The organism is Deltaproteobacteria bacterium (assembly GCA_029858205.1).
Lineage (GTDB): Bacteria > Desulfobacterota > GWC2-55-46 > GWC2-55-46 > DRQE01 > JAOUFM01.
In genome coordinates, this window is record JAOUFM010000004.1 from 133,647 (window position 1) to 155,701 (window position 22,055).

Annotated in this window: 20 protein-coding genes and 2 tRNA genes; 13 read left to right on the forward strand and 9 right to left on the reverse strand. The window is 42.7% G+C overall.

The features are described from left to right. Window positions 1–29: 29 nt before the first annotated feature. The 3 genes from OEV59_04640 to OEV59_04650 all read right to left on the reverse strand — a co-directional run bounded on the left by OEV59_04640 (window position 30) and on the right by OEV59_04650 (window position 3,707). Window positions 30–1,565 carry a B12-binding domain-containing radical SAM protein gene (locus OEV59_04640; GenBank protein ID MDH4227027.1) on the reverse strand — a complete coding sequence of 512 codons (1,536 nt, stop codon included), beginning with the start codon at window positions 1,563–1,565 and terminating at the stop codon, window positions 30–32. A gap of 207 nt (window positions 1,566–1,772) precedes the next feature. Then, the gene (locus tag OEV59_04645; GenBank protein ID MDH4227028.1) at window positions 1,773–3,278 is read right to left on the reverse strand and encodes a sensor domain-containing diguanylate cyclase; all 1,506 of its coding nucleotides are present in this window, start codon (window positions 3,276–3,278) and stop codon (window positions 1,773–1,775) included. A 353-nt stretch (window positions 3,279–3,631) separates the two neighbouring features. Beyond that, window positions 3,632–3,707, reverse strand: a tRNA-Asn gene (locus OEV59_04650). 223 nt (window positions 3,708–3,930) lie between these two features. Here OEV59_04650 and OEV59_04655 point away from each other — a divergent pair. Together OEV59_04655 and OEV59_04660 are read left to right on the forward strand one after the other, a co-directional pair. Then, on the forward strand, window positions 3,931–4,344 hold the full coding sequence (locus OEV59_04655) for a CBS domain-containing protein (GenBank protein ID MDH4227029.1): 414 nt from the start codon (window positions 3,931–3,933) through the stop codon (window positions 4,342–4,344). A gap of 146 nt (window positions 4,345–4,490) precedes the next feature. After that, window positions 4,491–4,567 (forward strand) — tRNA-Met (locus tag OEV59_04660). 152 nt (window positions 4,568–4,719) lie between these two features. Here OEV59_04660 and OEV59_04665 read toward each other — a convergent pair. From OEV59_04665 to OEV59_04685, 5 genes are all read right to left on the reverse strand, one after another. Then, a complete protein-coding gene (locus OEV59_04665; protein ID MDH4227030.1) occupies window positions 4,720–6,117 on the reverse strand; it encodes an XRE family transcriptional regulator in 1,398 nt (465 codons plus the stop codon). Window positions 6,118–6,121: 4 nt separating this feature from the next. Continuing rightward, entirely contained in the window at window positions 6,122–6,670 is a 549-nt protein-coding gene (locus OEV59_04670) for a hypothetical protein (GenBank protein MDH4227031.1), read from the reverse strand. Window positions 6,671–6,710: 40 nt separating this feature from the next. After that, complete coding sequence (locus OEV59_04675) at window positions 6,711–7,871, reverse strand: site-specific integrase (GenBank protein MDH4227032.1); 1,161 nt, start codon at window positions 7,869–7,871, stop codon at window positions 6,711–6,713. After that, complete coding sequence (locus tag OEV59_04680) at window positions 7,868–8,143, reverse strand: helix-turn-helix domain-containing protein (GenBank protein ID MDH4227033.1); 276 nt, start codon at window positions 8,141–8,143, stop codon at window positions 7,868–7,870. Before OEV59_04680 ends, OEV59_04675 begins: the two co-directional genes overlap by 4 nt. 72 nt (window positions 8,144–8,215) lie before the next feature. Then, window positions 8,216–8,338: a hypothetical protein gene (locus OEV59_04685; protein MDH4227034.1), complete on the reverse strand. Its 123-nt coding sequence runs from the start codon at window positions 8,336–8,338 to the stop codon at window positions 8,216–8,218. A gap of 304 nt (window positions 8,339–8,642) precedes the next feature. Here OEV59_04685 and OEV59_04690 point away from each other — a divergent pair, with 304 nt between their 5' ends. Continuing rightward, window positions 8,643–9,089 (forward strand): hypothetical protein, encoded by a 447-nt coding sequence (locus tag OEV59_04690; GenBank protein ID MDH4227035.1) that lies wholly within the window; start codon window positions 8,643–8,645, stop codon window positions 9,087–9,089. A gap of 127 nt (window positions 9,090–9,216) precedes the next feature. Next, the gene (locus OEV59_04695; GenBank protein ID MDH4227036.1) at window positions 9,217–10,212 is read left to right on the forward strand and encodes a hypothetical protein; all 996 of its coding nucleotides are present in this window, start codon (window positions 9,217–9,219) and stop codon (window positions 10,210–10,212) included. A gap of 360 nt (window positions 10,213–10,572) precedes the next feature. Here the strand turns inward: OEV59_04695 and OEV59_04700 are convergent, their stop codons facing one another. Next, window positions 10,573–10,893 carry a helix-turn-helix domain-containing protein gene (locus OEV59_04700; protein MDH4227037.1) on the reverse strand — a complete coding sequence of 107 codons (321 nt, stop codon included), beginning with the start codon at window positions 10,891–10,893 and terminating at the stop codon, window positions 10,573–10,575. 189 nt (window positions 10,894–11,082) lie between these two features. Between OEV59_04700 and OEV59_04705 the strand changes: the two genes are divergently transcribed. From OEV59_04705 to OEV59_04745, 9 genes are all read left to right on the forward strand, one after another. Next, complete coding sequence (locus tag OEV59_04705) at window positions 11,083–11,673, forward strand: hypothetical protein (protein MDH4227038.1); 591 nt, start codon at window positions 11,083–11,085, stop codon at window positions 11,671–11,673. Window positions 11,674–11,967: 294 nt separating this feature from the next. Then, on the forward strand, window positions 11,968–14,727 hold the full coding sequence (locus OEV59_04710) for a DEAD/DEAH box helicase family protein (GenBank protein MDH4227039.1): 2,760 nt from the start codon (window positions 11,968–11,970) through the stop codon (window positions 14,725–14,727). After that, window positions 14,724–16,193: a restriction endonuclease subunit S gene (locus OEV59_04715; protein ID MDH4227040.1), complete on the forward strand. Its 1,470-nt coding sequence runs from the start codon at window positions 14,724–14,726 to the stop codon at window positions 16,191–16,193. The genes OEV59_04710 and OEV59_04715 overlap by 4 nt, the downstream gene beginning before the upstream one ends. Further along, a complete protein-coding gene (locus tag OEV59_04720; protein ID MDH4227041.1) occupies window positions 16,186–17,592 on the forward strand; it encodes a deoxyguanosinetriphosphate triphosphohydrolase in 1,407 nt (468 codons plus the stop codon). Before OEV59_04715 ends, OEV59_04720 begins: the two co-directional genes overlap by 8 nt. Window positions 17,593–17,620: 28 nt before the next feature. Continuing rightward, the gene (locus OEV59_04725; GenBank protein ID MDH4227042.1) at window positions 17,621–19,090 is read left to right on the forward strand and encodes a type I restriction-modification system subunit M; all 1,470 of its coding nucleotides are present in this window, start codon (window positions 17,621–17,623) and stop codon (window positions 19,088–19,090) included. A gap of 13 nt (window positions 19,091–19,103) precedes the next feature. Further along, on the forward strand, window positions 19,104–19,544 hold the full coding sequence (locus OEV59_04730) for an HNH endonuclease (GenBank protein MDH4227043.1): 441 nt from the start codon (window positions 19,104–19,106) through the stop codon (window positions 19,542–19,544). Window positions 19,545–19,611: 67 nt separating this feature from the next. Beyond that, window positions 19,612–20,367, forward strand: a complete 756-nt coding sequence (locus OEV59_04735; protein MDH4227044.1) for a uracil-DNA glycosylase family protein — start codon at window positions 19,612–19,614, stop codon at window positions 20,365–20,367. Between the two features lie 447 nt (window positions 20,368–20,814). Further along, on the forward strand, window positions 20,815–21,366 hold the full coding sequence (gene dps, locus OEV59_04740) for a DNA protection during starvation protein (GenBank protein ID MDH4227045.1): 552 nt from the start codon (window positions 20,815–20,817) through the stop codon (window positions 21,364–21,366). 168 nt (window positions 21,367–21,534) lie between these two features. Further along, complete coding sequence (locus OEV59_04745) at window positions 21,535–21,987, forward strand: hypothetical protein (GenBank protein MDH4227046.1); 453 nt, start codon at window positions 21,535–21,537, stop codon at window positions 21,985–21,987. Window positions 21,988–22,055 lie beyond the last annotated feature (68 nt).

Here is a 22,055-nt window from a genome sequence, read left to right on the forward strand (position 1 = left end):
AAATCACACGGCTTACGGCAAAACGGATATCAATTTTTCGGGTTTATATGCACATCTACGAACTTGCGTATAAGGCGCGCCATTGCGCGAGGGGAATGGAAGTTCTCCTTGAATTTTTTCCAAAGGAAGGACGGTTGAAGGGAGCGGCTCCTGATGTCGGAGCGCTTTTTGTTGGCCCAGAACTGCTTAACCTCCTGGTAATAATCCCACACCTCTTTGTTCGTGGGGTTGGTGCGAATGATAAGGTGCGGATATAACCAGAAGTAAAAGAAGTAATCGTCTGTAAGAAGCCGCTTCTCGGCCATGAGCTTATTAAAGGTCTCGGAGCCGGGAAACGGAGTTAGCATAAAGAAGCTCGTCTGGTAGCAGCCAAGCTCTTCTGCAAATGCCTGCGTTGCCTTCATCGTCTCCATCGTGTCCTCGACAAAGCCGAGAATAAAGTAAACGTAGGGCTCGATGCCCGCTTCCTTTATAAGGACAACGCTATTTTTCACCTGATCGAGCGTGATGCCCTTCTTTATGGCGCGAAGCACGTCCTTATGCCCGGACTCGACACCGAGCCACGTATAATCGCACCCGGACTGCTTTGCCTTTCTAAGAAGCTCCATGGGCAAAAGGTCCACCCTCGTCTGGAACCCCCACGAAATTTTTAAGCCGCGCTGTATGATTAAATCCATTATGGCTACTGCGCGCTTGATGTCCGCGGTAAAGGTGCTGTCCTGCATGATGAACTGCTTAATGCCCTTACGGTACCAGAACTCTATCTCGTCGACAACATTCTCCGGCGACCTGAACCTTACGTTCCTGCCGAGTATCGAGGACTGCGAGCAGAAGGTACACCTGAAATAGCAGCCGCGGCTCGTGAGTATGGCCCGCCTCGGATGCGTTTCGTACACAGGGTCAGGAAGCGGCATCGGAAGCTTGTCAACAGCCTCTATAAGAGGGCGCGACGGGGTCCGCGCTATTTTGCCGTCTTCCTTCTTATAATAAATACCGCCAACGTCCTCGAGCTTTTTTGTCTTGTTCACATAAACGTCCATCAAATCGAGGGCCGTTTCCTCGCCCTCGCCGCAAACAAGCACGTCGAACTCCTTTATAGCAGCGGTTGTCTCGGGTAAGGCGCTTGGGTGCACGCCACCGACAATGACCGGAATACCGGGGTTCTGCTCCTTCACGACCCGCGCCATATAAACGGAAAGGTCGAGCTGCGGCGTCATCATCGTAAACCCAACGACCTTCGGCTTTATCGCGCCAAGGTCGCTTATCATCTGTTTCCACTCGGGCGCGTCCGGGTAACCTATGAACCTTTCCTTGAACGCGCGCCTGCTCTCATCGGTAAGCGGAGGAAAGCCGTCGATTTCCATGGAGATGTATTTATCTTCGAAGACCGGGTTGTATATCTTAACCGAGTACCCGCGCTGCTTTAAGACTGCCGCAACGTAGAGAAGCCCAAGCGGCGGGTAATAATAGGAATAGCTCTGGTCCGCCGGCGTTTGGAAAAACGGCGGATTAATCAGCAGAATATCTACTTCTTCGGAGACAACGTTCCTTGGCGCAGTGCTCATGTATGGTAGGCTCTAGTGGTTTGTGTCGGCAAACCCGGCACAAACTCATCCTTTATTAATTTTTACCACATAGTTCAAACCCTGTCAAACCAAAACAGGGCGGAAAAAGCCGCTTATAACGCTGCTTTTATTCGAACAGGCCCGGATATCGAAGAAAAATACCTGACAGGGGAATATGCATCGGAAACGCTACGAACGAAAAAATACTTAAGCCGCGACCTCGACACGGTTACGGCCGTTTTCTTTTGCGCGGTAAAGGGCCTTGTCGGCTGCGGCAAGAAGCAGGTTGTAAACGGTATGCGAGTTCTCCAGTTCGGCAACGCCGACACTTACGGTAAAGCTTATCTCGATGTTGTCAAAGAAAACCTTTATCTCTGACATCTTCTGACGAAGCCTTTCGGCAAGTATCTTTGCCTCTTCTATTCCGGTCTCTGGCATTGCGATGGCGAACTCCTCGCCTCCAAGGCGACCTGCCATATCGGCGTCACGTATGGCGCTTCTCATGGCCTCGCCCGTGGCAGATATGACCTCGTCGCCAAACACGTGGCCGTAGTTGTCGTTTATGGGCTTAAAGTGGTCTATGTCTATTATCATAAGCGACAGCCGCCTTTTATAACGTCTCGCGTTATTGAACGAGGCCTCGAAGAGCTCGATAAACGCTCTGCGGTTGTTTAGCCCGGTCATAACGTCTGTGCGCGCAAGGAGCATGGCCTCGTCTTTTGTAATGCGAAGGCTTTCCTCGAGCGCCTTTCTCTCCGTTATGTCGTGGAAGTTAACGACAATGCCGCGTATTGCCGGATGCTCCATGTAACTCGTGCCAACGGAACTGTATGTGCGGTAATCCCCGGCAAAATTTCTCACCCTCATCTCGAGCGGCACCGGCACGCCCGGGTTCGTCAACGCATATTTTGTCACTGCTTTTACGCGCGGCATGTCCTCGGGATGTATCAGGTCAAGGCCCACGGAAGGATACTCTGCCACGCTATAACCCGATATCTTCTCAACGGAGTTGCTTACATACTTGATGTTATTGTGCTCATCTATCAATATTACAAAATCATTACTGTGCGCGAGAAGGGCCTCTATCCTTTCGCGGCTCTCGGCAACGGCCTTTTTCGACAGATAGTCGTTACGAAGCGCCCTTCTGTATATCCTGCAGCAAAAGAGCGTAAATACCCCGAATGCCGCTATGTATAAAAGCTCGCCGATAAAAATAGCGGTGTCGAGCTTGTACACGATGGGTATGGGACTATAGAGCAGAAAAGATACTGCGGTATTTACGACATTTGTCTCAAAGGACAGGCGAAAGATTATAGGCACTACGAACATTGTCGCAAGCATGGCAGGAAAATAAAACACCGCGGCATCCTCGTTAAGAAGACACACGGCAACCACGAGCCCGGCTGTTGCTATGTGCGACACAAGGCTAAGGTAAAGCTCGCTGTATGCGTGCGAACGGATGGCAGCCCGTATGCAAAAGAATATTAAAACAGCGGCAACAACGCGAAGGATGAGAAGCTCCCATAATTTTTCTGGAACCATGAAGCCGTCGAATACGGCAAAGGCAAGCCATATGACCACGGAGGCATACGCCGCCATACGAAGAAAGCCGAGCTTCGAGAGCCATTCGCCTTTACGAAAAGCTTCTTCCTCTGCCGGCTCGGAAAAATTCAAAGGAGCAAACAACTCTTTTATATTCTGCCAAATTGTCATTTTTGTATCCCGGGGGATATTAACTTAATACTACAAAGAATCCTGTGATATAAGTTTATTCCCTGCAAATATCACAACCCAGCATATACCGTTTAGAATGGTTTTTCAATAAGATTTTGTGTTGGTCTCGAAAATAACCAAGATAACAAGGATCAAAAGTTGGCTATTTTTATTTGGTGGCATAACCAGCTGAAAAATAAGGCTAATGAACGACGATGCTTCACCTGCCGTTAAAAAGAACGCTTAGCGGCTGCGCTTGGCGGGATTCCAAGACCATTTAGAACGAACTACCGGCACAATCTTTCAGAAAATAAAAAGGGCTGCGAACCTTGAGTCCGCAACCCCTTATAATCTGGCTCCCAGGGAGGGATTTGAACCCCCGACCCGGTGGTTAACAGCCACCTGCTCTGCCAGCTGAGCTACCTGGGAATTTTGTTAACCGGCGGCCTCTTTCCAGGATATCCGTATATGCTGCCTGACAAAAACGGCCGTCTTCTGCAAACCTCTATAATAAATGATTTTATAGCCGGTAGTCAAGAACCTTTCGCCGTAAAGCAGCATAAAAAAGCGCCGCGTACCAGAAACCTTGACAACAAGCGAACCGGAGATATGCTCTCAATAAGAACCAAAGACCGAAAGGAGGTGAACCTAAATGATACTAAAGCAAATCATGCAGACCAATCTGGTATCGGTATCTCCGGCAACAAAGGTAACGGAGGTGGCCAAGAAGATGCGCGACAAAAACGTCGGATGCGTGCTCATTACGGAAAACGGCATGGGCCTAAGAGGCATCATCAGCGACAGAGACATCGTGTGCTTTCTTGCCGACGGCAAAGACCCGTCCAAGACCGCAATAGAAAAACTCATGAAGAGCGCGGTCATAACGGCAACCATGTCAACCGACGTGTTCGAGGCAGGAAAGATAATGGCCTCGAAAAACATCCGCAGGCTTCCGGTAATGGACGGCGACATGGTCGTTGGACTCGTCTCTACGGCCGACCTCGCATCCTTTCTCGAAGAAGAACTCGACAACTTCATGAAGCTCGAGAGCGCGTACCAGCACTAAGCGTACCCCGCCCAGAACATCATCCTGCTTTGAACAAAGACCGCTTTGTACGCCCGCGTTTTGCAAAAGTACTGCGCGGGCGTACAAACATCTCTCCCTAATAGTGTTGACACTTCCTTCTATCTTCTGTTAGAATGTATTTTTACTGCGGGGTGGAGCAGTCCGGTAGCTCGTCGGGCTCATAACCCGAAGGCCGTAGGTTCAAATCCTACCCCCGCGACCAAATAATACAAGGGGTTAGCCAATCGGCTAACCCCTTTTTTTGCCCAAAAACAGGTTTTGTCTAACATTTGTCTAACAAAACTTAAATTTTATTACTCTCGTCAATTTGCCAAGTTGCTCAGTATTGCACAAATATTTCTCGTTAAAATTTATCTAATCATTTTGAAATAATTCTTCTATTGCACTCTTTTGCGAATTATAATCTTCCCTCGAACAACTTAAATAACTGGAAGCAGTATCTTCTGAAATCAAACCCTGTTTTTCTGCCATAACTACCACGTAAGCAAAATATTCTGTTCGACTTTTTGGTGCATTACGGATGGGGAAATAATCAGCTGTAAAAGAATCTCTTCCCATCCATTCATCTGTTGGTTCAAAACTATCCGCTGTAAAACTTTCAATCTCTTCAGTTCTGTGTGACCCATTCCATGCTTGATAACGAGCAACTGTATAACTTATACCAAAATGCTCCATGACTGTACGTAATCCGTTTTTCTTATAAATTTTAAAAACAGCATCTTTTGGTGCTAAAAATTCTGCGGCAAACGCATTGGCCCTTTGTTCAACATAATCCACACCATCACTTGCCAACAAACCACTGTCTAATTCCTCGTAGCTATCAACACGAATACGTTCGAGCTGTTGCTCCGGGTCCCAAAGTAAATGCCCTAGCTCGTGTGCTATTGTTGCTCTACGTACCCAAACATTTCCATTTCTTCCAGCAGTATTCACCACAATACCTCTTACTGTATCATTAGCAATAGTTGCACCGGCTATAACTCTAGGTAGCTCACATTGTAATAATGGTAAAGATAGTTTTTTAATACATAATTCACGTAAGCTATTAATTGGCTCATCGTTATTTAAGCCGAGTATTTTACGAGTATCTTCTGCCAAGTTGTATCCCATTTCCCAAGCAGGATGACCAGAAAATCCATAATTTTTTGAGGGAACAAATTTTTCTTTTAAGCTATTGCTTCGCAAACCTAACCATTCTTTTAATCTTGTCTCTGTGCTAAAAACCCATGCGGCCTCGTTAAAGGAAATTACTGTTTTAGGATTAAGTCTCTTATTTTCACAACTTAGACTTTTTAAACGTATTGCAAGGTTTTTGTCCCCACCAAACCCCTTTTTAAATGTAATTTCTCTTTCATCTAGACCTAAATATTGTGCTAGCTTTTTTAGCTTCTGTATCGGATTTTTCTTTTTAGGATTTTCAATATCAGCAACTTCTTCATTCGTTAATTCACAATATTTAGCGATATCTTCTTGGGTTAACCCAAGATTTTCTCTTCGTTCTTGAAATGTTTTTGCAGGTTCATCTTGCGCACAAACCAAAATCGCCGAGCCTTCATCTACTGCTTCTTCTAACACATCGATACCAAATGTTTTAAATGCTTCCCATGCGGTCAATTTCGAGCCTTTTGCACCATTACTGTATATCGCCAATTCATCTTGACTACGCACGAATATAATCTTCGACGACTTGGCGCGTTCTTCTGCGGTCGTTCCTTTGCTTTCTTTACCAAAAATTTTTTCGAATCTATTCATCCTATTATCTTCTTAAATAGCCGGAGGCTTGATTTATGTCTTCGTCCCATCCTAAATTTATTACATTATAACCTATACGACCCAATGCCTTACAAACTTCATTCAACTCTTCTAAGCTTCGTGCCGGATATCTACCCGATTTACCAGATACATAAATATCATTACCACCATTATTAAACCACACTTCTCCGCCACAATACGCTGCTTTACCACCTGTTAAGTTAGTATGAGTAACTCTTTTGCTCTCCAGGGTGTCGCCTGCCGCAGCATATTCTAAAATCATCGGGGTGTTCATTTGCATTATGACCCAAATATACTTGCCTTTACTTTCTCTATTCTCATCCTTAGTTTTTGGTGGGTCACAATATTGCCTACTATTTATTTTATTTTCTAAATTATCTACCCCGTCCGCTGTTGTTAATAATCTTTTTTCATCATCATTTCGAATTTTTATTTCATCGGGGAATCTTAAGGTATATGCCTTACGATAGATGTCCATTTTTTTCAAACGACACGATAATTTATTAATAGAAAGTATTATATTATACATCATGTCGTTGCTGGAAAGTCAAGAAAAATTGGAGGGGTTTCGTTCAGTGCTGTGCGGACAATTTGACAGCTTCAATACTTCTTATTTCGTTATGCATAGTATCCTGCTGTCTATTTATTCCAACCACCTTATCGAGCTTACTTCCTGCCTCATTATGGATTTCCGGCAAAAGATGACCATAACGGTCTAAGGTTGTTTGTATTGAGGCATGGCCTAATTGTGACTGAATGAACTTGACGTTCTCACCTTGGCTAATAAGTAGCGTAGCAAAAGTATGCCTCAGGTCATGGAACCTCACCCTTCTAAGCCCGGCTCGCCTTAAAGCAGGCAAAAATTCTGTCCTAACAAACTTGTCCGGGTCAAGTGGCTTGCCATTGCACTTGGTAAATATCAAATCCATCTCATTAGGGATTGACTTTAACTTATGCTCCTTAAGGATGCTAGCTAGCAAAGGGGTCATTATTACCTTGCGCTTTGAATTCTTGGATTTAGGCGTAATAAATTGGTCTTTATAGAGAGCGCGTCTTACATGTATAGTATTAGTAGCAAACTCTATATCGCCCCAGGTAAGCCCTAACAACTCGCCCCTACGCAAACCCGTTAGAACAGCCATAAGAAAAAATGCATAATATTCCGGCCTCACGTGCTGTAAAAAAAGACGAATTTCCTCAGGACTTAAAAAGTCCATCTCCTTATGCTCAACTCTTGGTTTTTCTACATGCTCGGCCGGGTTTTCTTTTAAGTATCCCCAACGTACCGCGTGCTTGAGCATTTCTTTTAACGGGACAATATGGTTATTTATGGACTTTGGGCTTAACCGAGGAACAAGCATATTATCCTTGTTGAGTATTTTTTCGTTAAGCTTGCTCGATACATATTGCTGTACCTTTGCAGGAGTAATACCTGTCAAAGCAGTATTTGCAAAAAACAGCTCAAGATGTACTTTTATTATATCTTCGTAAGAACGTAGCGTCGAGGGTTTGCATTTGGTCTTGGCATAGGTTTCTACCCATAGCTTGGCAAAATCTCTAAACCCTATTTCCTCTATTTTTTTGTAAGTGCCATTGTTAAGGTCATGCATTATTTCGGCAAGCATGCATTCTGCTTCTTTTTTGGTGCTGCCTCCCTTTTTCCAGACTTGCCGACCCTCGACTCTGTATATACAATACCAACTCCCGTTTTGTTTTCTTACTGTACCCTTCATGCTAGTCCCTGCTTGTTTTCCTCTATGTACTTAGAAATTTCCACCATTTTGAATCTGAGTTTATTGCCGACCTTGCAGTGTGGCAACGCATCTTTATATACTTGTTGATAGACCCAGCTCTGCTTTACTTTGAGATACTCACAGAGCTCTTTTATCGTCATTAGTCCGTCTGTGTTCTTTTCTTTTGCTAGCATTGGAAGCAATAGCTCTACAACCCTTTGTGCCGTCCTTTCCACCAACTCGTCTAACTCTAAAGATATTTCCGCTTTCATAGCGCATGGGTCTTTTCCTCTGGTCGATGTTTAGAATCGAGTACAGCACCATTGCCATGATTAAAGACTTTTTTACCTCCTTTTTTTATTTATTAACTTAAACTCCTCTTCTTTAAGAGGCCTGATTAATACAGCAGGCTTCCCATACTTTGTAATTATTAGAGTGCCTTTTGTCTTCTCTATCTCTTTTACCAAACGGGTCGCATAAAGACGCAAGTGACTAACTGTTATAAACTTCAAAGCACACCTCCCAATAAAAAATATTAAAAAACCCGGGGACAACTGTTGTAATTTTTGTTACTGTAAATATGGTCAAATCCTTTTGACTAAAAGTCAACCGGATTTTGGGCTACGAAAAAGAGTTGACAAAACAGAGGGTTACGACAAGCATAGAAAAAAGTGAAATTAAGTCAGTAAAGTGAAGGCCCCTTTTGACTATAATAATATATAGGAGCAAATTTAACCCAGGGCCTTAGTAAAATATAGAAAGGAGGGCCAAATGAAAGACAAGACGTATTACGCTAAGACTAGAGGAGCTGGCAAGGACAAACTTTATACAATTAAAAAAAGAGTTCTTTTGGGGCTTACCATTGAGGATATGGTAAAGCTTATCGGTGCCGAAGCAGCTTGTAAGCTTCTACGGTTTTATGGCGGCGTAAGCATGTACATACCTCAAGTAAAAACAATTCAGCGCAGGATATTGGATGCCTTGCTTAAAAATGAAAGTGCAAGACTTTTGGCCGATGGCATGGGGCGCAGGGAAGTTGTCGCATACTTGAGCCAAAAAACAGGAAGACCACAAAACACTATAAAAATGAAGTTGTGCAGATGGTTTGGCAATACCGAAGGCACCCAAGCACAAAGGGTCAAAATGATACTGAACGACCATTTAACCCAAGTGGTGCGGACGCACTATAACGTATTTAAGCTCCATGGCATTATTTAGCAAATATCATTTTTTCAAAAACTCGAAAACTGAGTTTTTACCCAACAGGGTATAAAAAGGCGCTAAATCGGTAAGGGAAGGACTCTTTACAATTTATTTTTTACTTTAACTAGAGGGGCATCCACACATGGATATCGATATTTTATCTAGTTCCATTTATGACAACAAGGATTTTTTAAAAATAATAAGTCAAATTAAAAAAAATATTAGTTCCTCTGTACCATATATCGACAAGGTGGTAGTGTGGTTCAAACAGTACAACTCAAAAATTGATAAAGAGGAATTAGAGAAATTTTGCACTAAAGCCATTACGCGAAAAGGCTTAATGCATTATTATAATAAACAAAAAAAACGCTGGCTTTTTAATTCTAAATGGTCTTATCGAATTATCCTGCTACAACCCAAACCTGAACTATTCGTATACCTAAAACAAAATACAACACAGGCATATCTCATTTCCCACTTTGAAGAAGCCTTAGACTATATTACACCTGATTTCGAATCAGCTCTTACTGTTCATGACTTTCTTCAAACCTTTTTAGTAAAAAAATGGCACGGCAAGCAAGAGCTCCATTGCCTTATTAATCATAAAAATAAAAACAAGACTACCTACTTTGCCAAACGTGGCACGCCTGTTAATTTTGTTATTTATAGTGGCAGGAATTCTAAAATTAGAAAGAATCAGCCATGTTGCCACCTAGAAATACGGTTTTTTGGCTCTTCGGCAGTAAAAAACAGACTTGGTATAACATCATTCGACGACATAATTAATTTTAATCATTATAATTTTTGGAAGAAATACATCAGATTATATCGCATAAGTAATATTACTAAACTTGGAAAAATTTTTACCAAAAATAAGTCAAAAAAAACCAAAGCCAGACTACGTAGAAAACCGAAACTTAAAAAACATGGGCATATTACTATCAATATCGATTTGTTGAATGCTCGTTCAGTTTTACATACTGCTACTATACTGAAATCAAACTTACGAGGTTACTACCGTTCTATGCAAGCACTGTTCGATTATGCAAAAATACTAAAAAAGTCTAGAGAGCTTCGTAGTGTTATCGAACAAATTGAGAATACTATTTTCTTACCTGGCCAACAAAAAATTTTATAGGATAATAATATAATATAAATTCTTTATATTATATATTATGTATACAAAAGTACCTTAAGCACAAAAAATCTTTTTTTTAAAAGTAGTTAGAGGATTTTTTAATTTACTGCACTCTAAGCTAATCCTATAATTTTTTTAAAGCACTAGGCTACGAATTATGCCCTAAAACAAATTTTAAGGCATGACTCTCTTATCCAAAGCTACCCTCCTAGCCATTACAACAGGATTTCGCCCCTAGGGGCATTATAGGCCCTATAAAGGCCAATCTTGAGGGGTAAAATTAATATAGGCTAGTGTAAAGGATGGGGGTGCCTACCAAAACCAGGTGACATGGCTAAGAACTGCGCTTTTTACTACCAACTACCTTACAAGTGTTTTTACTACCTGCAAAACCGTGCTTAGCTTTTCTTGGTCAACATTTTTTAGTATTGACTCAATATCCCTTTTGAGTTCCTTTTTGTCCTTGCCATGATGTTCGAACTCAAAAAAATCCTTCATTTGTACATTTAAGGCCCCGGACATTTTCTCTAGCGTAACAAGTGAGGGGTAGCTTTTGCCTACCTCTATTCTACTTAAATGATTAGGCTCTATGTTTACCAACTCCGATAATTTGTCTTGAGTCAGCTTTTTTGCCCGTCTTAGTTCTTTTATTCTAGCTCCCAGCAATTTTTGTATTTGCATGGCCTCTCCTTTTTTATAAGGAAATAATGTTCTTTTTACGAGGCCTTTTGAACGTCAATCAATGACTATTCCTCTTGTCTTTATAGTCTTTTAATGTATAATTTATGCATTAAAGGGCTTTTTGGCTTATTTTTTCTTCTTTAAAGGTTGGGGTTTTCCCCTTCCCTACAACTACCGAAAGGAGCCTATATGAGACTCAAAGCACTTGCTTCAATTCTTTTTCTATGTTTTTTGGTTTGCGGCTGCGCCATGAATTCCATCGATATTGTTAACTCTCCTCCTTCTAAAATCCTGCGCCTAAACGTAGCTGCCGTAACAATTAAGAACACTGCCGAAATAGAGCCTTGGCGCAACCAACCATATTCTAGCACCCCGAACCCTTTACGCGAAGGAGTTCAAGCGCAATTTCACAGTGCTGTTCTTAAAAAACTAGAAAACCTTTTTGTCTCTTCTTCTAACGGACAAGGCAAAGCCACGATAAAAATAGAACGAGCCGTTATTATGAACACCACCCAAGGCATAAAAAATGTCGTGGTCGTGGGTTGGTTTTTCTTGGGAAATAAAGAGGACTACATTGCTATCATAGACGGCTCTATAGAAATAGAGGACAAAAGCGGACAGGTCGTAGAAAGGATTTATTGGAAGGTCAAGACAAATGTTAGCGGCTCCTCTTTGACAGAGGCAAGAATAAGAGAGGCTTCTAGCAAAGCCGCAAACATGGCCTTGGATAAATTAGAAGGAGAACTCGAGGAACGAGCCAAACGGTACTTGCTTCTATAGCTACCAACAATTCCCTCTAGCATATTGTATCCGGGCATAATGGTTTCGTTATGCCCGTTTTTTATTGCCTCTTTCCTAACTACTACAAGGAGGGGGTAAGGGGGTTTTAACTTTGCAGGGTTTGGCTTCCTACTTGAAATTACCCCTCCCCAATAACTGTGGCATTTTTATATGTCAGCTTCTTTTTCTTAAAGAAGCCTGTTTTTATCTTTTCTATAAGTTTTTATTTTTCAATACATTGCTATTTAAAGCCTTAAATGATAAAATTCGCTTGAATCCGAACCCTTATAACTAATGACTGCTCCCGAAGAAAAGGCCCGGCTCGAAATAGACCGCATGCTTAAAGAAGCGGGGTGGACGGTTCAGCTTCTAAGTGAACTTAACCTCGGAGCTTCCAAGGGCGTTGCTATCTGCGAATTCCCGTTAAAGAACGGTTTTGCGGACTACTTGCTTTTTGTAGATAGAAAAGCCGTTGGCGTAATTGAGGCAAAGGCCGAAGGTACGACGTTAAGCGGTGTTGCAGACCAATCGGAACGCTACATAGCAAGCATACCGGAAAACCTTCCGCATGTTCAAGAGCCGCTTCCCTTTGCGTATGAGAGCACCGGGAGCGAAACTTTTTTCCGCGATACGAGAGACCCTAACCCGCGCTCAAGGCGGGTTTTTTATTTTCATAGGCCTGAGACTTTGAGCGAATGGATTGCAAAGTCCGATACCATAAGGGCGCGTCTCAAAAAACTTCCGCCCCTTATTACAACTAACTTAAGGGATTGCCAGGTCGAGGCTATTACGGGCCTTGATGAGTCCTTTGCAGACGACAGGCCGCGTTCTCTCATACAAATGGCGACCGGAAGCGGCAAAACATTTACGGCGATTAATTTTATATATCGCCTGATTAAGCACGCGGACGCAAAGCGCATACTTTTCTTGGTAGACAGGAAATCGCTCGGTGACCAGACATTTGTCGAGTTCACGAAGTTCAATACTCCGGACGATAACCGTAAATTCAATAACCTTTATAACGTGCAGCATCTTTCTTCCAATAAGCTCGATAAGGTAAGCAAGGTCTGCATAACGACCATTCAGCGGCTTTATTCCATGCTTCGCGGAGAGGCCGAGTACGAGGAAGAGGCCGAGGAGCATTCCCTCTTTGATTCCGATTTGAGCGGCGAGCGGCCCAAGGAGGTCGTGTATAATCAAGAGATACCAATCGAGACCTTTGATTTTATCGTTACCGACGAATGCCACCGCTCTATTTATAATTTGTGGCGGCAGGTGCTCGAATACTTCGACGCTTACCTCATAGGCCTTACCGCTACTCCTTCGAAGCAGACCCTCGGATTTTTTAATAACAACCTTGTCATGGAGTACGGTCATGAACGCGCCGTTGCCGACGGCGTAAACGTTGGTTATGACGTGTATAGGATAAAGACCCGGATAACCGAGCAAGGCAGCAAGGTCGAAAGCGGCAATTATATAGATAAACGCAATAAGCTTACGCGTAAGGTTAGATGGGAGCGGCTTGACGAGGCATTGGAATACGACGCAGGCGCGCTCGATAGGGACGTGGTAGCAAAAGACCAGATTAGGACGGTCATAAAGACATTTAAGGAAAAGATTTGTACCGAGATTTTCCCGGGCAGAGAGCATGTGCCAAAGACCCTTATTTTCGCAAAGAACGATTCTCATGCCGAGGACATAGTTCATATTGTACGGGAGGAATTCGGCAAGGGTAACGACTTTTGCAAGAAGATTACCTACAGGACGACCGGAGAAACCCCAAAGGAGCTTATCCAGAGTTTCAGGACGGACTTTAACCCGCGTATTGCCGTAACCGTTGATATGGTTTCCACCGGTACGGACATTAAGCCGCTCGAATGCCTGCTCTTTATGCGTAACGTACGTTCAACCGGGTTTTTCGAGCAGATGAAGGGTAGAGGCACAAGAACGATTGACCATAACGAACTAAAGAGCGTTACCCCGGACGCTTCGCATAAGACGCATTTTGTCATCGTGGATGCCGTCGGCGTTTGCGAAACGGATAAGACCGACTCAAGGCCGCTTGAGCGTGTGCCGTCTATATCTTTTAAGAAGCTTGTCAATCATATTGCGCAGGGCAGGTGGGACGACGATATGCTTACCTCCCTTGCCGGAAGGCTTGCAAGGCTTGATAAGGAAATAGGCAGTGAGGACAAGGAAGACCTTAAAAAAGCCGCAAAAGATAAAAGCTTGCGGGATATCGTCAATAAGCTATTTGATGCCGTTGACCCTGATAAGCAGGAAGAAAAAGCAACAGAACTCTTTTCGACAGCCGTAGTGACGGATGAGCAGTTAGAGAAGGCCAAGGACGAGCTTAAGAAAGAGGCTTGCCTTGTGTTCGATAGTCCGAATTTCAGGAAGCTTCTTTTGGACATTAAGGAGAAAACCGAACAGACTATAGACACGGTAACCATCGATAAAGTAGAATATGCCGGGGGCAGCGAGGCCGGGGACGAAAAGGCGCGCTCGACCATACTGTCCTTTAAGAAGTTCATGGAAGATAATAAGGACGAACTTACAGCCTTGCAGATTATATATAACATCCCTTACGGCAAGCGGCATTTGACGTACGAGCAGATTGAAGAGCTTGCCAAGGCCATAAAAAGGCCTCCGTATAATTTGCAGTCCCATGAAGTGGTCTGGGAGGCTTACGAGCGGCTTGATAAATCCAAGGTGCGCGGCGCGGGAGCAAGAAAGCTTTTGACCAATATCGTGTCTTTATTAAGGTTTACAATCGGCGAAGCCCCTCTTCTTGAGCCGTTTCCTGATACCGTAGCAGAGAGGTTCGACAAGTGGGTAAAGGAGCATAAGGCCTCGGGCGATGAGTTTACGCCTGAGCAGCTTGAGTGGTTAAGGATGATAAAGGACTTTATAGCAAAGAGCCTCAGTATAAATGTGTCTGACTTCGAGCTTCCGCCGTTTTTTGCCAAAGGCGGGCCTTATAAGGCAAAGCAGGTCTTTGGCGATAGGCTCGAAACCCTTTTGAACGAACTTAACGAGGTTCTTGCGGCATGATGATGGATAAAGATAATCTTCCCAAATTGCCCAATGGGTGGGAGTGGACACATTTAGAATTTATTGGAACTATAGCTGCAGGCGGGACGCCGAGCACTAAAGAGAAAAAAAATTTTAATGGTAATATAGCATGGATAACTCCAGCAGATTTAACTGGATTTTCAGGCAAATATATTTCAAGAGGCGAACGTAACATTTCTACGCAAGGATTGCAAACATCTTCAGCTAAGCTGCTACCCGCGGGAACTGTGTTGTTTTCGTCCCGCGCTCCAATAGGTTATGTTGTCATAGCTAAAAACGAACTTGCTACGAATCAAGGGTTTAAGAATTTATCTGTTAATGCAGCCTATATTTACAATGAATACGTGTTTTATTATCTAAAGGCAAGTAAGCGGTTAGCTGAAAAATTTGCTAGTGGTACTACATTTTTGGAAATTTCTGCAAGCAAATTTGCCAAGCTTCCTTTCCCCCTTCCGCCACTTGCCGAGCAGAAGAGGATTGCGGATAAAATCGAGGAGCTTTTTACAAGGCTCGATAAAGGCGTAGAAGAGCTCAAAAAGGTAAAGGCTGAAATCAAGCGTTACCGCCAGTCTGTTTTAAAGCACGCCTTTGAAGGCAGGCTTACCGAGGAATGGAGGAAGGAGAACGCCGATAAGCTCGAACCCGCCTCCGTTCTTCTCGAACACATAAAAGAAGAGCGCAAAAAAACTCTCGCTAAAAAATACAAAGAACTCCCGCCAGTCGATACCTCCACCCTCCCCAAACTACCCAAGGGGTGGGAGTGGGCACAATTAGGGAATGTTGGAATTATAAAGAATGGGCAGACTCCTAAGGAACTTCCAAAGAGTAGTGCAACAGGACTGATACCATTTTATAAGGTTGCGGATATGAATAGAATTGGCAGCGAAAAATATATGAATGATACCGAGATTTTGTTAAGCGAAGAAAAGACGAAAAAATTAAAAATCAAGGTTTGCCAAGAAGGGACTATTATTTTTCCAAAAAGAGGCGGCGCAATTGCTACTAATAAAAAACGTATATTGGTGAAACCGTCTGCGTTTGATTTGAATATTATGGGCTTTTTTCCCGTCGTAGTATCTGTAATGTATACTTATTATTGGTTTGTAAGTTTAGATTTAGGCAAGTTGTCGGATGGCTCTAATGTTCCGCAAATTAATAATGATGATATTGCATTATTGTTCATATCGGTGCCTTCTATTGCCGAACAAAATGAAATCGTCTCTCAAATCGAGCGGCATTTTTCAATAGCAGACGAGGTGGAACAGGCAATTGATGCAAGCTTAAGACAGGCCGAGAGGCTAAGGCAAAGCATTTTAAAACGCGCATTCCAAGGCCGCCTCGTCCCTCAAGACCCAAACGACGAACCCGCCTCAGTGCTTCTTGAGAAGATAAAAAAGGAAAAAGTAGGCGTTAATAATGTAAAAAAGGGGGGTAATCATGGTTAAGACTATGAAGTGGAGCAAGCTTTTATCTCAAAAGCGTTTTGGCGATACTCGTGCCGCAGCAAAGGATAGTGGGCGTTCTCCCTTTCAAAGAGATTATGATAGGATAGTTTTTTCTTCAGCTTTTAGGAGAATGCAAGACAAGACGCAAGTATTTCCTTTGGCCGAAAGTGATTATGTTAGAACCCGGTTAACCCACAGTATAGAAGCATCTTGTGTTGGACGTTCACTTGGAAGAATAGTTGGTGCGGAGCTTATTAAAAAATATGGAAAAGAACTTAAAGGATATACTGCCGATGATTTTGGTGCCATTGTTGCGGCCGCAACTCTAGCACATGATATAGGGAATCCACCTTTTGGACATTCCGGAGAAAATGCTATACAAGATTTTTTTACAGGCAATAATAATGGAAAGCAATGTATGCGTCGTGTAAGCGAGAAAGAGTATGATAGTAGTGCTGATTTTATGTTTTTTGAGGGTAACGCTCAGGGCTTTCGAATTCTTACTACATTGCAACACTCGAAACGTCCTTGGGGGATGCAATTAACTTGCGCAACCTTGGCTGCTTATATGAAATATCCGCGCGAAGCTTGTCACGAAGCAGAGAAGTTAAAGGAAATAAAATATTTTAAGAAGTTTGGTTTTTTTAAGCCCGAAAGGAAAAAATTTGAGAAAGTTGCAAGTGAAGTTGGCTTATTTCGAAAAAATATAGTCGACAATGTTTTTTCTTGGGTGCGTCATCCCTTAGCTTTTCTTGTCGAGGCGGCAGATGATATATGCTATGCGATTATAGATTTAGAAGATGGTGTGAGATTGGGATGTGTTAAGTACAATGAAGCGCAGAGATTATTGTTGAGCTTGTTTGTTAGCAAGAAAGAGAAAAATTCGGTTGTAAAGGGTTTAAAAAAAATACCCTTTGAAAAAGAGAAAATAGAATATCTAAGGGCAGCAGCGATAGGGGAGTTAATTAATCAATTTGCTGCGGCATTTATGATACATGAGGCAGAAATGCTGAAAGGAAATTTTTTCAAATCGTTAGAAGATAAAATAAAGGCGAATAAGGCGTTAAAAGCAATAAAAGAAAAAGATAAGTTCAAAGTGTATACAGAAAGAAATGCGGTTTATATAGAGGCAGCCGGATTTGAGGTTTTAGATTTTCTTTTGAATGCATTATTGGCATCGGCCCAAGAAGTGGCCGAGCAAAAGAAAAATGCTTCATATCGTGCCAAGAAGATTTTACAATTAATACCAGTACAATTTAAGAAAAGCAATGAAGAAGTTGATGAAGACCCATATACAAGAACGATACAAATTACCGATTATGTTTCCGGTATGACAGATTCTTTCGCTGTCTCTATGTACAGAAAAATCAAAGGAATAGCCTTGCCCCATCCGGGTTGATTTTAATGACCCTAAAGGATAATAAAACATGACCCCATCTGCGGCAATAGTACAAAAGCTCTGGAATTACTGTGGTATTCTCCTTAACGCCGGAGTGAGTTACGGAGACTACGTCGAGCAATTGACTTATTTGTTATTCTTAAAAATGGCCGACGAAAAAGCATCCTTGCCTACCACAAAGCGTATTTCCATTCCTAAGGGTTTTGATTGGAAAAGCATAAAAAGTCTCGAGGGCGATGCGCTCGAAATTCAATATCGACACATTCTAGAAACCTTGGGTAAGTCAAAAGGTACTCTAAGCATAATATTCAAAAGAGCGCAAAATAAAATCCAAGACCCTGCAAAACTTCGCCGCCTTATAGCCCTCATAGACAGCGAAACATGGCTCGGCATGGATATAGACATAAAGGGCGATATCTACGAAGGCCTGCTCGAAAAGAATGCTCAAGACGTAAAGGGCGGAGCTGGCCAATATTTTACGCCAAGACCTTTAATCAAAGCTATTGTCGAGGTAATGCGCCCGGAGCCGGGCGAGCGTGTATGCGACCCGGCATGCGGCACAGGAGGCTTCTTCCTTGCGCATCATGACTACCTTATAAAGAATTGCGGACTCGATAAAAGACAGCTTAAAAAACTTAGGGAAGAAACATATAAAGGTTATGAGTTAGTGCCAGAGGCCGCAAGGCTCTGCATGATGAATATGTTTTTGCACGGCATAGAGAGCGATAAGGATGACGAGACTCTTGTAGAGGTAGAAGATGCATTAATATCCGAGCCAGGCGAAAACAAACGTTTTCCTTTGGTGCTTACAAATCCGCCATTCGGAAAGATGGGTAGCATTACTATTACTAATGAAGAAGGCAAGGACAAAAAAGAAACGATTATATATGAACGGGCCGATTTTTGGGTAACAACCTCGAACAAACAAATAAATTTTCTTCAGCACGTAAGGTCTTTGCTTGAAATTAACGGCAGGGCCGCAATTGTAGTACCGGATAACGTGCTTTTCGAAGGCGGAGCAGGTGAAACCGTTAGAAAAAAGCTTCTGCAAACATGCGACGTGCATACGCTTCTTAGGCTTCCGACGGGAATATTCTACGCACAGGGAGTAAAGGCAAACGTGCTTTTCTTTGATAAGAAGGAAGCGCGTGAAAAGCCGTGGACGAATAAGCTCTGGCTATATGATTTCAGAACCAATATGCACTTTACGCTCAAAGAAAATTCTTTGAAGGTAGAAGCCTTGAGCGACTTTATAAAGTGCTATAACCCCAAAGACCGTTTCAAAAGGAAAGAGAGCGAGCGGTTTAAGGCATTTAAATACGACGAGCTTATAGCAAGAGACAAAGTAAGCCTCGATATATTTTGGCTAAAGGACGATAGCATCGAAGACGCAGAGAACCTGCCTGAGCCGGATGTCCTTGCGCGGGATATAGCCGAAAACCTTCGCGCAGCCCTCGCACAATTCGACGAGATAAAGGAAGAGTTGGAAGAAAAATAAAAAGGGGGTATGTATGGGGCAGAAAAAATGGTTTACAAAAGATAGGATGGAAAAATTGTTTAAAGATAAAGGTGTTGAGCACCACGATGATAAGTTGGTGTCATTTTTAAAAAATGCTTGGTATAGGATGAATAAAAAAACTGGTAAAAATTGTTTTGGTAAAAAAGAGTTCGTATTATGGTATTTGGAAGAAGCAAGTAAGGGCTGTTATTACTGTGAGTTAGAACAAGGTGGAGTTGAGGAGGTTTACGGACACCTATTTCGTGAAGGTAGGCGAGGAAAATTTTTGGAAATTGATAGAAAAAAACCAAAAGGAAAATATACGGAGAGCAATTGTGTGGTTGCCTGTTATCCTTGTAATAATGCAAAAAGCGATATTTTTGATGCCGAAGTTTTCAAAGATAATATTGGAGAGGCAGTCAAGAAGTGGATAGCTGAAAAAAGAAGAAATTAGATTTTTTACTGTGCAGTAATTGTGCAGTAACTGTGCTAAAAAGCGTCGAAGAAGAGGCCTTGATATCATGAAAAATAAATATTCTTTTGGCTATCCCAAGCAATGTACTGATTGTTGTAAAGATATTGGCGGACTTGATAATACGGTAGAACCTTTTTACTTGGAGAATACTGGTGGTAAAAAAATTATGTTAATAGGACAAGACCCCACCGTAAGTAATCCAAAAACAAGCGTAAAAGTAGCCTTGATGCTCGACGTAGATGGAACGCAAAAGAACGATAAAGGAAAAAATATAAAGAAAGGTGCTTTAAGAAAATGGGTTGAAGAAGAATTGAAGATACGTTTCGAGACCAATACTATATATGCAACCAATGTCGTTAAATGTCGTTTTGAAGATTTTAAGCACCGAGATAAGCATTTAAAAAATTCTTTTATGAAAAATTGCGAGAAATATCTCAAAAACGAGCTTTTAAATTATGAACCCGATGTTGTAATAACTTTCGGTGAGCCTGCGCACCAACTATTTATATCTATACTTGAAAATACAGATGTACCTAAAAAAATGGGTGGGGCTTTGTTTGGTGGGAAATTCTTTCGTGCAAGGTATAAAAAATTAAACTTTGATTATTCTCCATGTTTGCATATAAGCACATTTAGAACAGCTAATAAGTATGGGTGGCCAATTTCAAGGTTTAAAAGCAACTTAGCTAAAATGTTGGGTGTTGCAGATACTTCCAAAAAAGATTTACAAAAAGAGTTATGTGATAATTGCGTAGGGAAGATATTAAAAAGCGATACGTTTGAGATTGTTCGCAAACTGTAAAATCTTTTTTGTCTAACAGCTGTCTAACAAAACACCCAAAAACAGGCTAAAACTGGCAAAACCCATATTGTGGTCTGCTCGCCTTAACTCCTTAAAACCCTTAGTTTTTTTGTTATTGCTTTATTTTGCTTTATAGCTTATAAGGGGCTCATAACCCGAAGGCCGTAGGTTCAAATCCTACCCCCGCGACCAAATAATACAAGGGGTTAGCCAATCGGCTAACCCCTTTTTTTGCCCAAAAACAGGTTTTGTCTAACATTTGTCTAACAAAAAAATTTTACGAACACCGTAAGCTTCCCCTAAAAATAGAGCTTTAAAACCAGCTTTTTAGCATGTCTACGACACGTCGCTTGACGCCAGGCATAATCGTGCTACATTCTAAAAAGATCGTTCCTCCACGTATTTTTCCTCAATAACGCCAAAATAAAAATTCGAAGGAGGCGCTTTATGGCAAAGGTCGCACTGGAAATGGTGGAAAAAACAGGGATTAACGTCAAGGAACTCGTGGATTTGCTCGTAAAGAACGCGGCAGCGGAACTTACAACCTTCTACTATTACACCATACTCAGAGTAAACCTCATCGGCACCGAGGGCGAAGGACTAAAGGAAATTGCCGAAGTGGCAAGAATAGAGGACAGAAATCACTTTGAGGCGCTAGTGCCTCGCATATACGAACTTGGCGGCGCGCTGCCACCATCCATGAACGACTTCCACAACATATCGGCCTGCCCGCCGGCAATGCTGCCTAAAAACCCTGCCGATATAAAGGCCATGCTTACTGTTCTGGTGAACGCCGAGCGCTGCGCAGTGAAGGGATACACACACATCTGCAACCTGACCGCAGGCAAGGACCACCGCACTTACGACCTTTCTCTTTCCATACTGCACGAGGAGATAGAGCATGAATCGTGGTTTTCCGAGTTTCTTGGAGAAGGCCCGTCCGGCCACTTCATGCGCAGGGGCGAAACATCGCCTTTTGTTGGAAAGTTCCTTAGATAACAGCTTATGCCCTGCGGCTGCGACCATATTGGCGCCGCAGCCGCAGGGCCTGTCTCTCTTTAGTCAACCCGATAAAATCCTCGATATGGTAGAAATCGTATGTTCCCGGCTTTCGATTGCTTACCCGGCTATTGTATGCCATAATAACATATTACGCCGGAGACCATTATGCCAAACGACGCTGTTGCAAAAAAAATGATGTCCATTGTCTGGACTTACGCTGACAAAGACGCTGCCGCGCTTGCCGAAGTAAAGAATAGGATAGGCATTGCCGCAAAAAAAGAAGTGCTGCTTCGCTCCTCCGAGTTCGTAAAGGGCCTGACATTCAAGCTGCCCCAGGTATTCAACAGCGAGCCCTACTATATAAAGATCTGGAACTGGAGCGAGCGCGACAAAAACATACTCGGCGATTTTCTCGGCCATGTCTCCATGGACAGTTATCTGGAGCACGGCTTTATGCTAAGCGCTCTGGTTATAGACGACAAAGGAGACGGACCGGGCGAGATGTTCTCGGACATGATAAAAATGTCCGGGGCCGTTACAGACCCAAGCGAAGATAACATTCGCGCCTTCTGGGCAGAGCAGGTCAAAAAGGTCTTCGCGCATTACAAAGGAAGATAGCGGATTACGGTAAAACCCGGCCGAATTGGGCCGATAGCCTTTGCGTTATCATTCACAAGTGATATACT

Coding starts and splice junctions, on each gene's coding strand:
- OEV59_04675 (MDH4227032.1), bottom strand. CDS start 7,871: ATGAAGGGTACAGTAAGAAAACAAAACGGGAGTTGGTATTGTATATAC.
- OEV59_04670 (MDH4227031.1), bottom strand. CDS start 6,670: ATGATGTATAATATAATACTTTCTATTAATAAATTATCGTGTCGTTTG.
- OEV59_04725 (MDH4227042.1), top strand. CDS start 17,621: ATGACCCCATCTGCGGCAATAGTACAAAAGCTCTGGAATTACTGTGGT.
- OEV59_04640 (MDH4227027.1), bottom strand. CDS start 1,565: ATGAGCACTGCGCCAAGGAACGTTGTCTCCGAAGAAGTAGATATTCTG.
- OEV59_04730 (MDH4227043.1), top strand. CDS start 19,104: ATGGGGCAGAAAAAATGGTTTACAAAAGATAGGATGGAAAAATTGTTT.
- OEV59_04690 (MDH4227035.1), top strand. CDS start 8,643: ATGAAAGACAAGACGTATTACGCTAAGACTAGAGGAGCTGGCAAGGAC.
- OEV59_04715 (MDH4227040.1), top strand. CDS start 14,724: ATGATGATGGATAAAGATAATCTTCCCAAATTGCCCAATGGGTGGGAG.
- OEV59_04710 (MDH4227039.1), top strand. CDS start 11,968: ATGACTGCTCCCGAAGAAAAGGCCCGGCTCGAAATAGACCGCATGCTT.
- OEV59_04735 (MDH4227044.1), top strand. CDS start 19,612: ATGAAAAATAAATATTCTTTTGGCTATCCCAAGCAATGTACTGATTGT.
- OEV59_04655 (MDH4227029.1), top strand. CDS start 3,931: ATGATACTAAAGCAAATCATGCAGACCAATCTGGTATCGGTATCTCCG.
- OEV59_04705 (MDH4227038.1), top strand. CDS start 11,083: ATGAGACTCAAAGCACTTGCTTCAATTCTTTTTCTATGTTTTTTGGTT.
- OEV59_04720 (MDH4227041.1), top strand. CDS start 16,186: ATGGTTAAGACTATGAAGTGGAGCAAGCTTTTATCTCAAAAGCGTTTT.
- OEV59_04695 (MDH4227036.1), top strand. CDS start 9,217: ATGGATATCGATATTTTATCTAGTTCCATTTATGACAACAAGGATTTT.
- OEV59_04680 (MDH4227033.1), bottom strand. CDS start 8,143: ATGAAAGCGGAAATATCTTTAGAGTTAGACGAGTTGGTGGAAAGGACG.
- OEV59_04700 (MDH4227037.1), bottom strand. CDS start 10,893: ATGCAAATACAAAAATTGCTGGGAGCTAGAATAAAAGAACTAAGACGG.
- OEV59_04645 (MDH4227028.1), bottom strand. CDS start 3,278: ATGACAATTTGGCAGAATATAAAAGAGTTGTTTGCTCCTTTGAATTTT.
- dps (MDH4227045.1), top strand. CDS start 20,815: ATGGCAAAGGTCGCACTGGAAATGGTGGAAAAAACAGGGATTAACGTC.
- OEV59_04745 (MDH4227046.1), top strand. CDS start 21,535: ATGCCAAACGACGCTGTTGCAAAAAAAATGATGTCCATTGTCTGGACT.
- OEV59_04665 (MDH4227030.1), bottom strand. CDS start 6,117: ATGAATAGATTCGAAAAAATTTTTGGTAAAGAAAGCAAAGGAACGACC.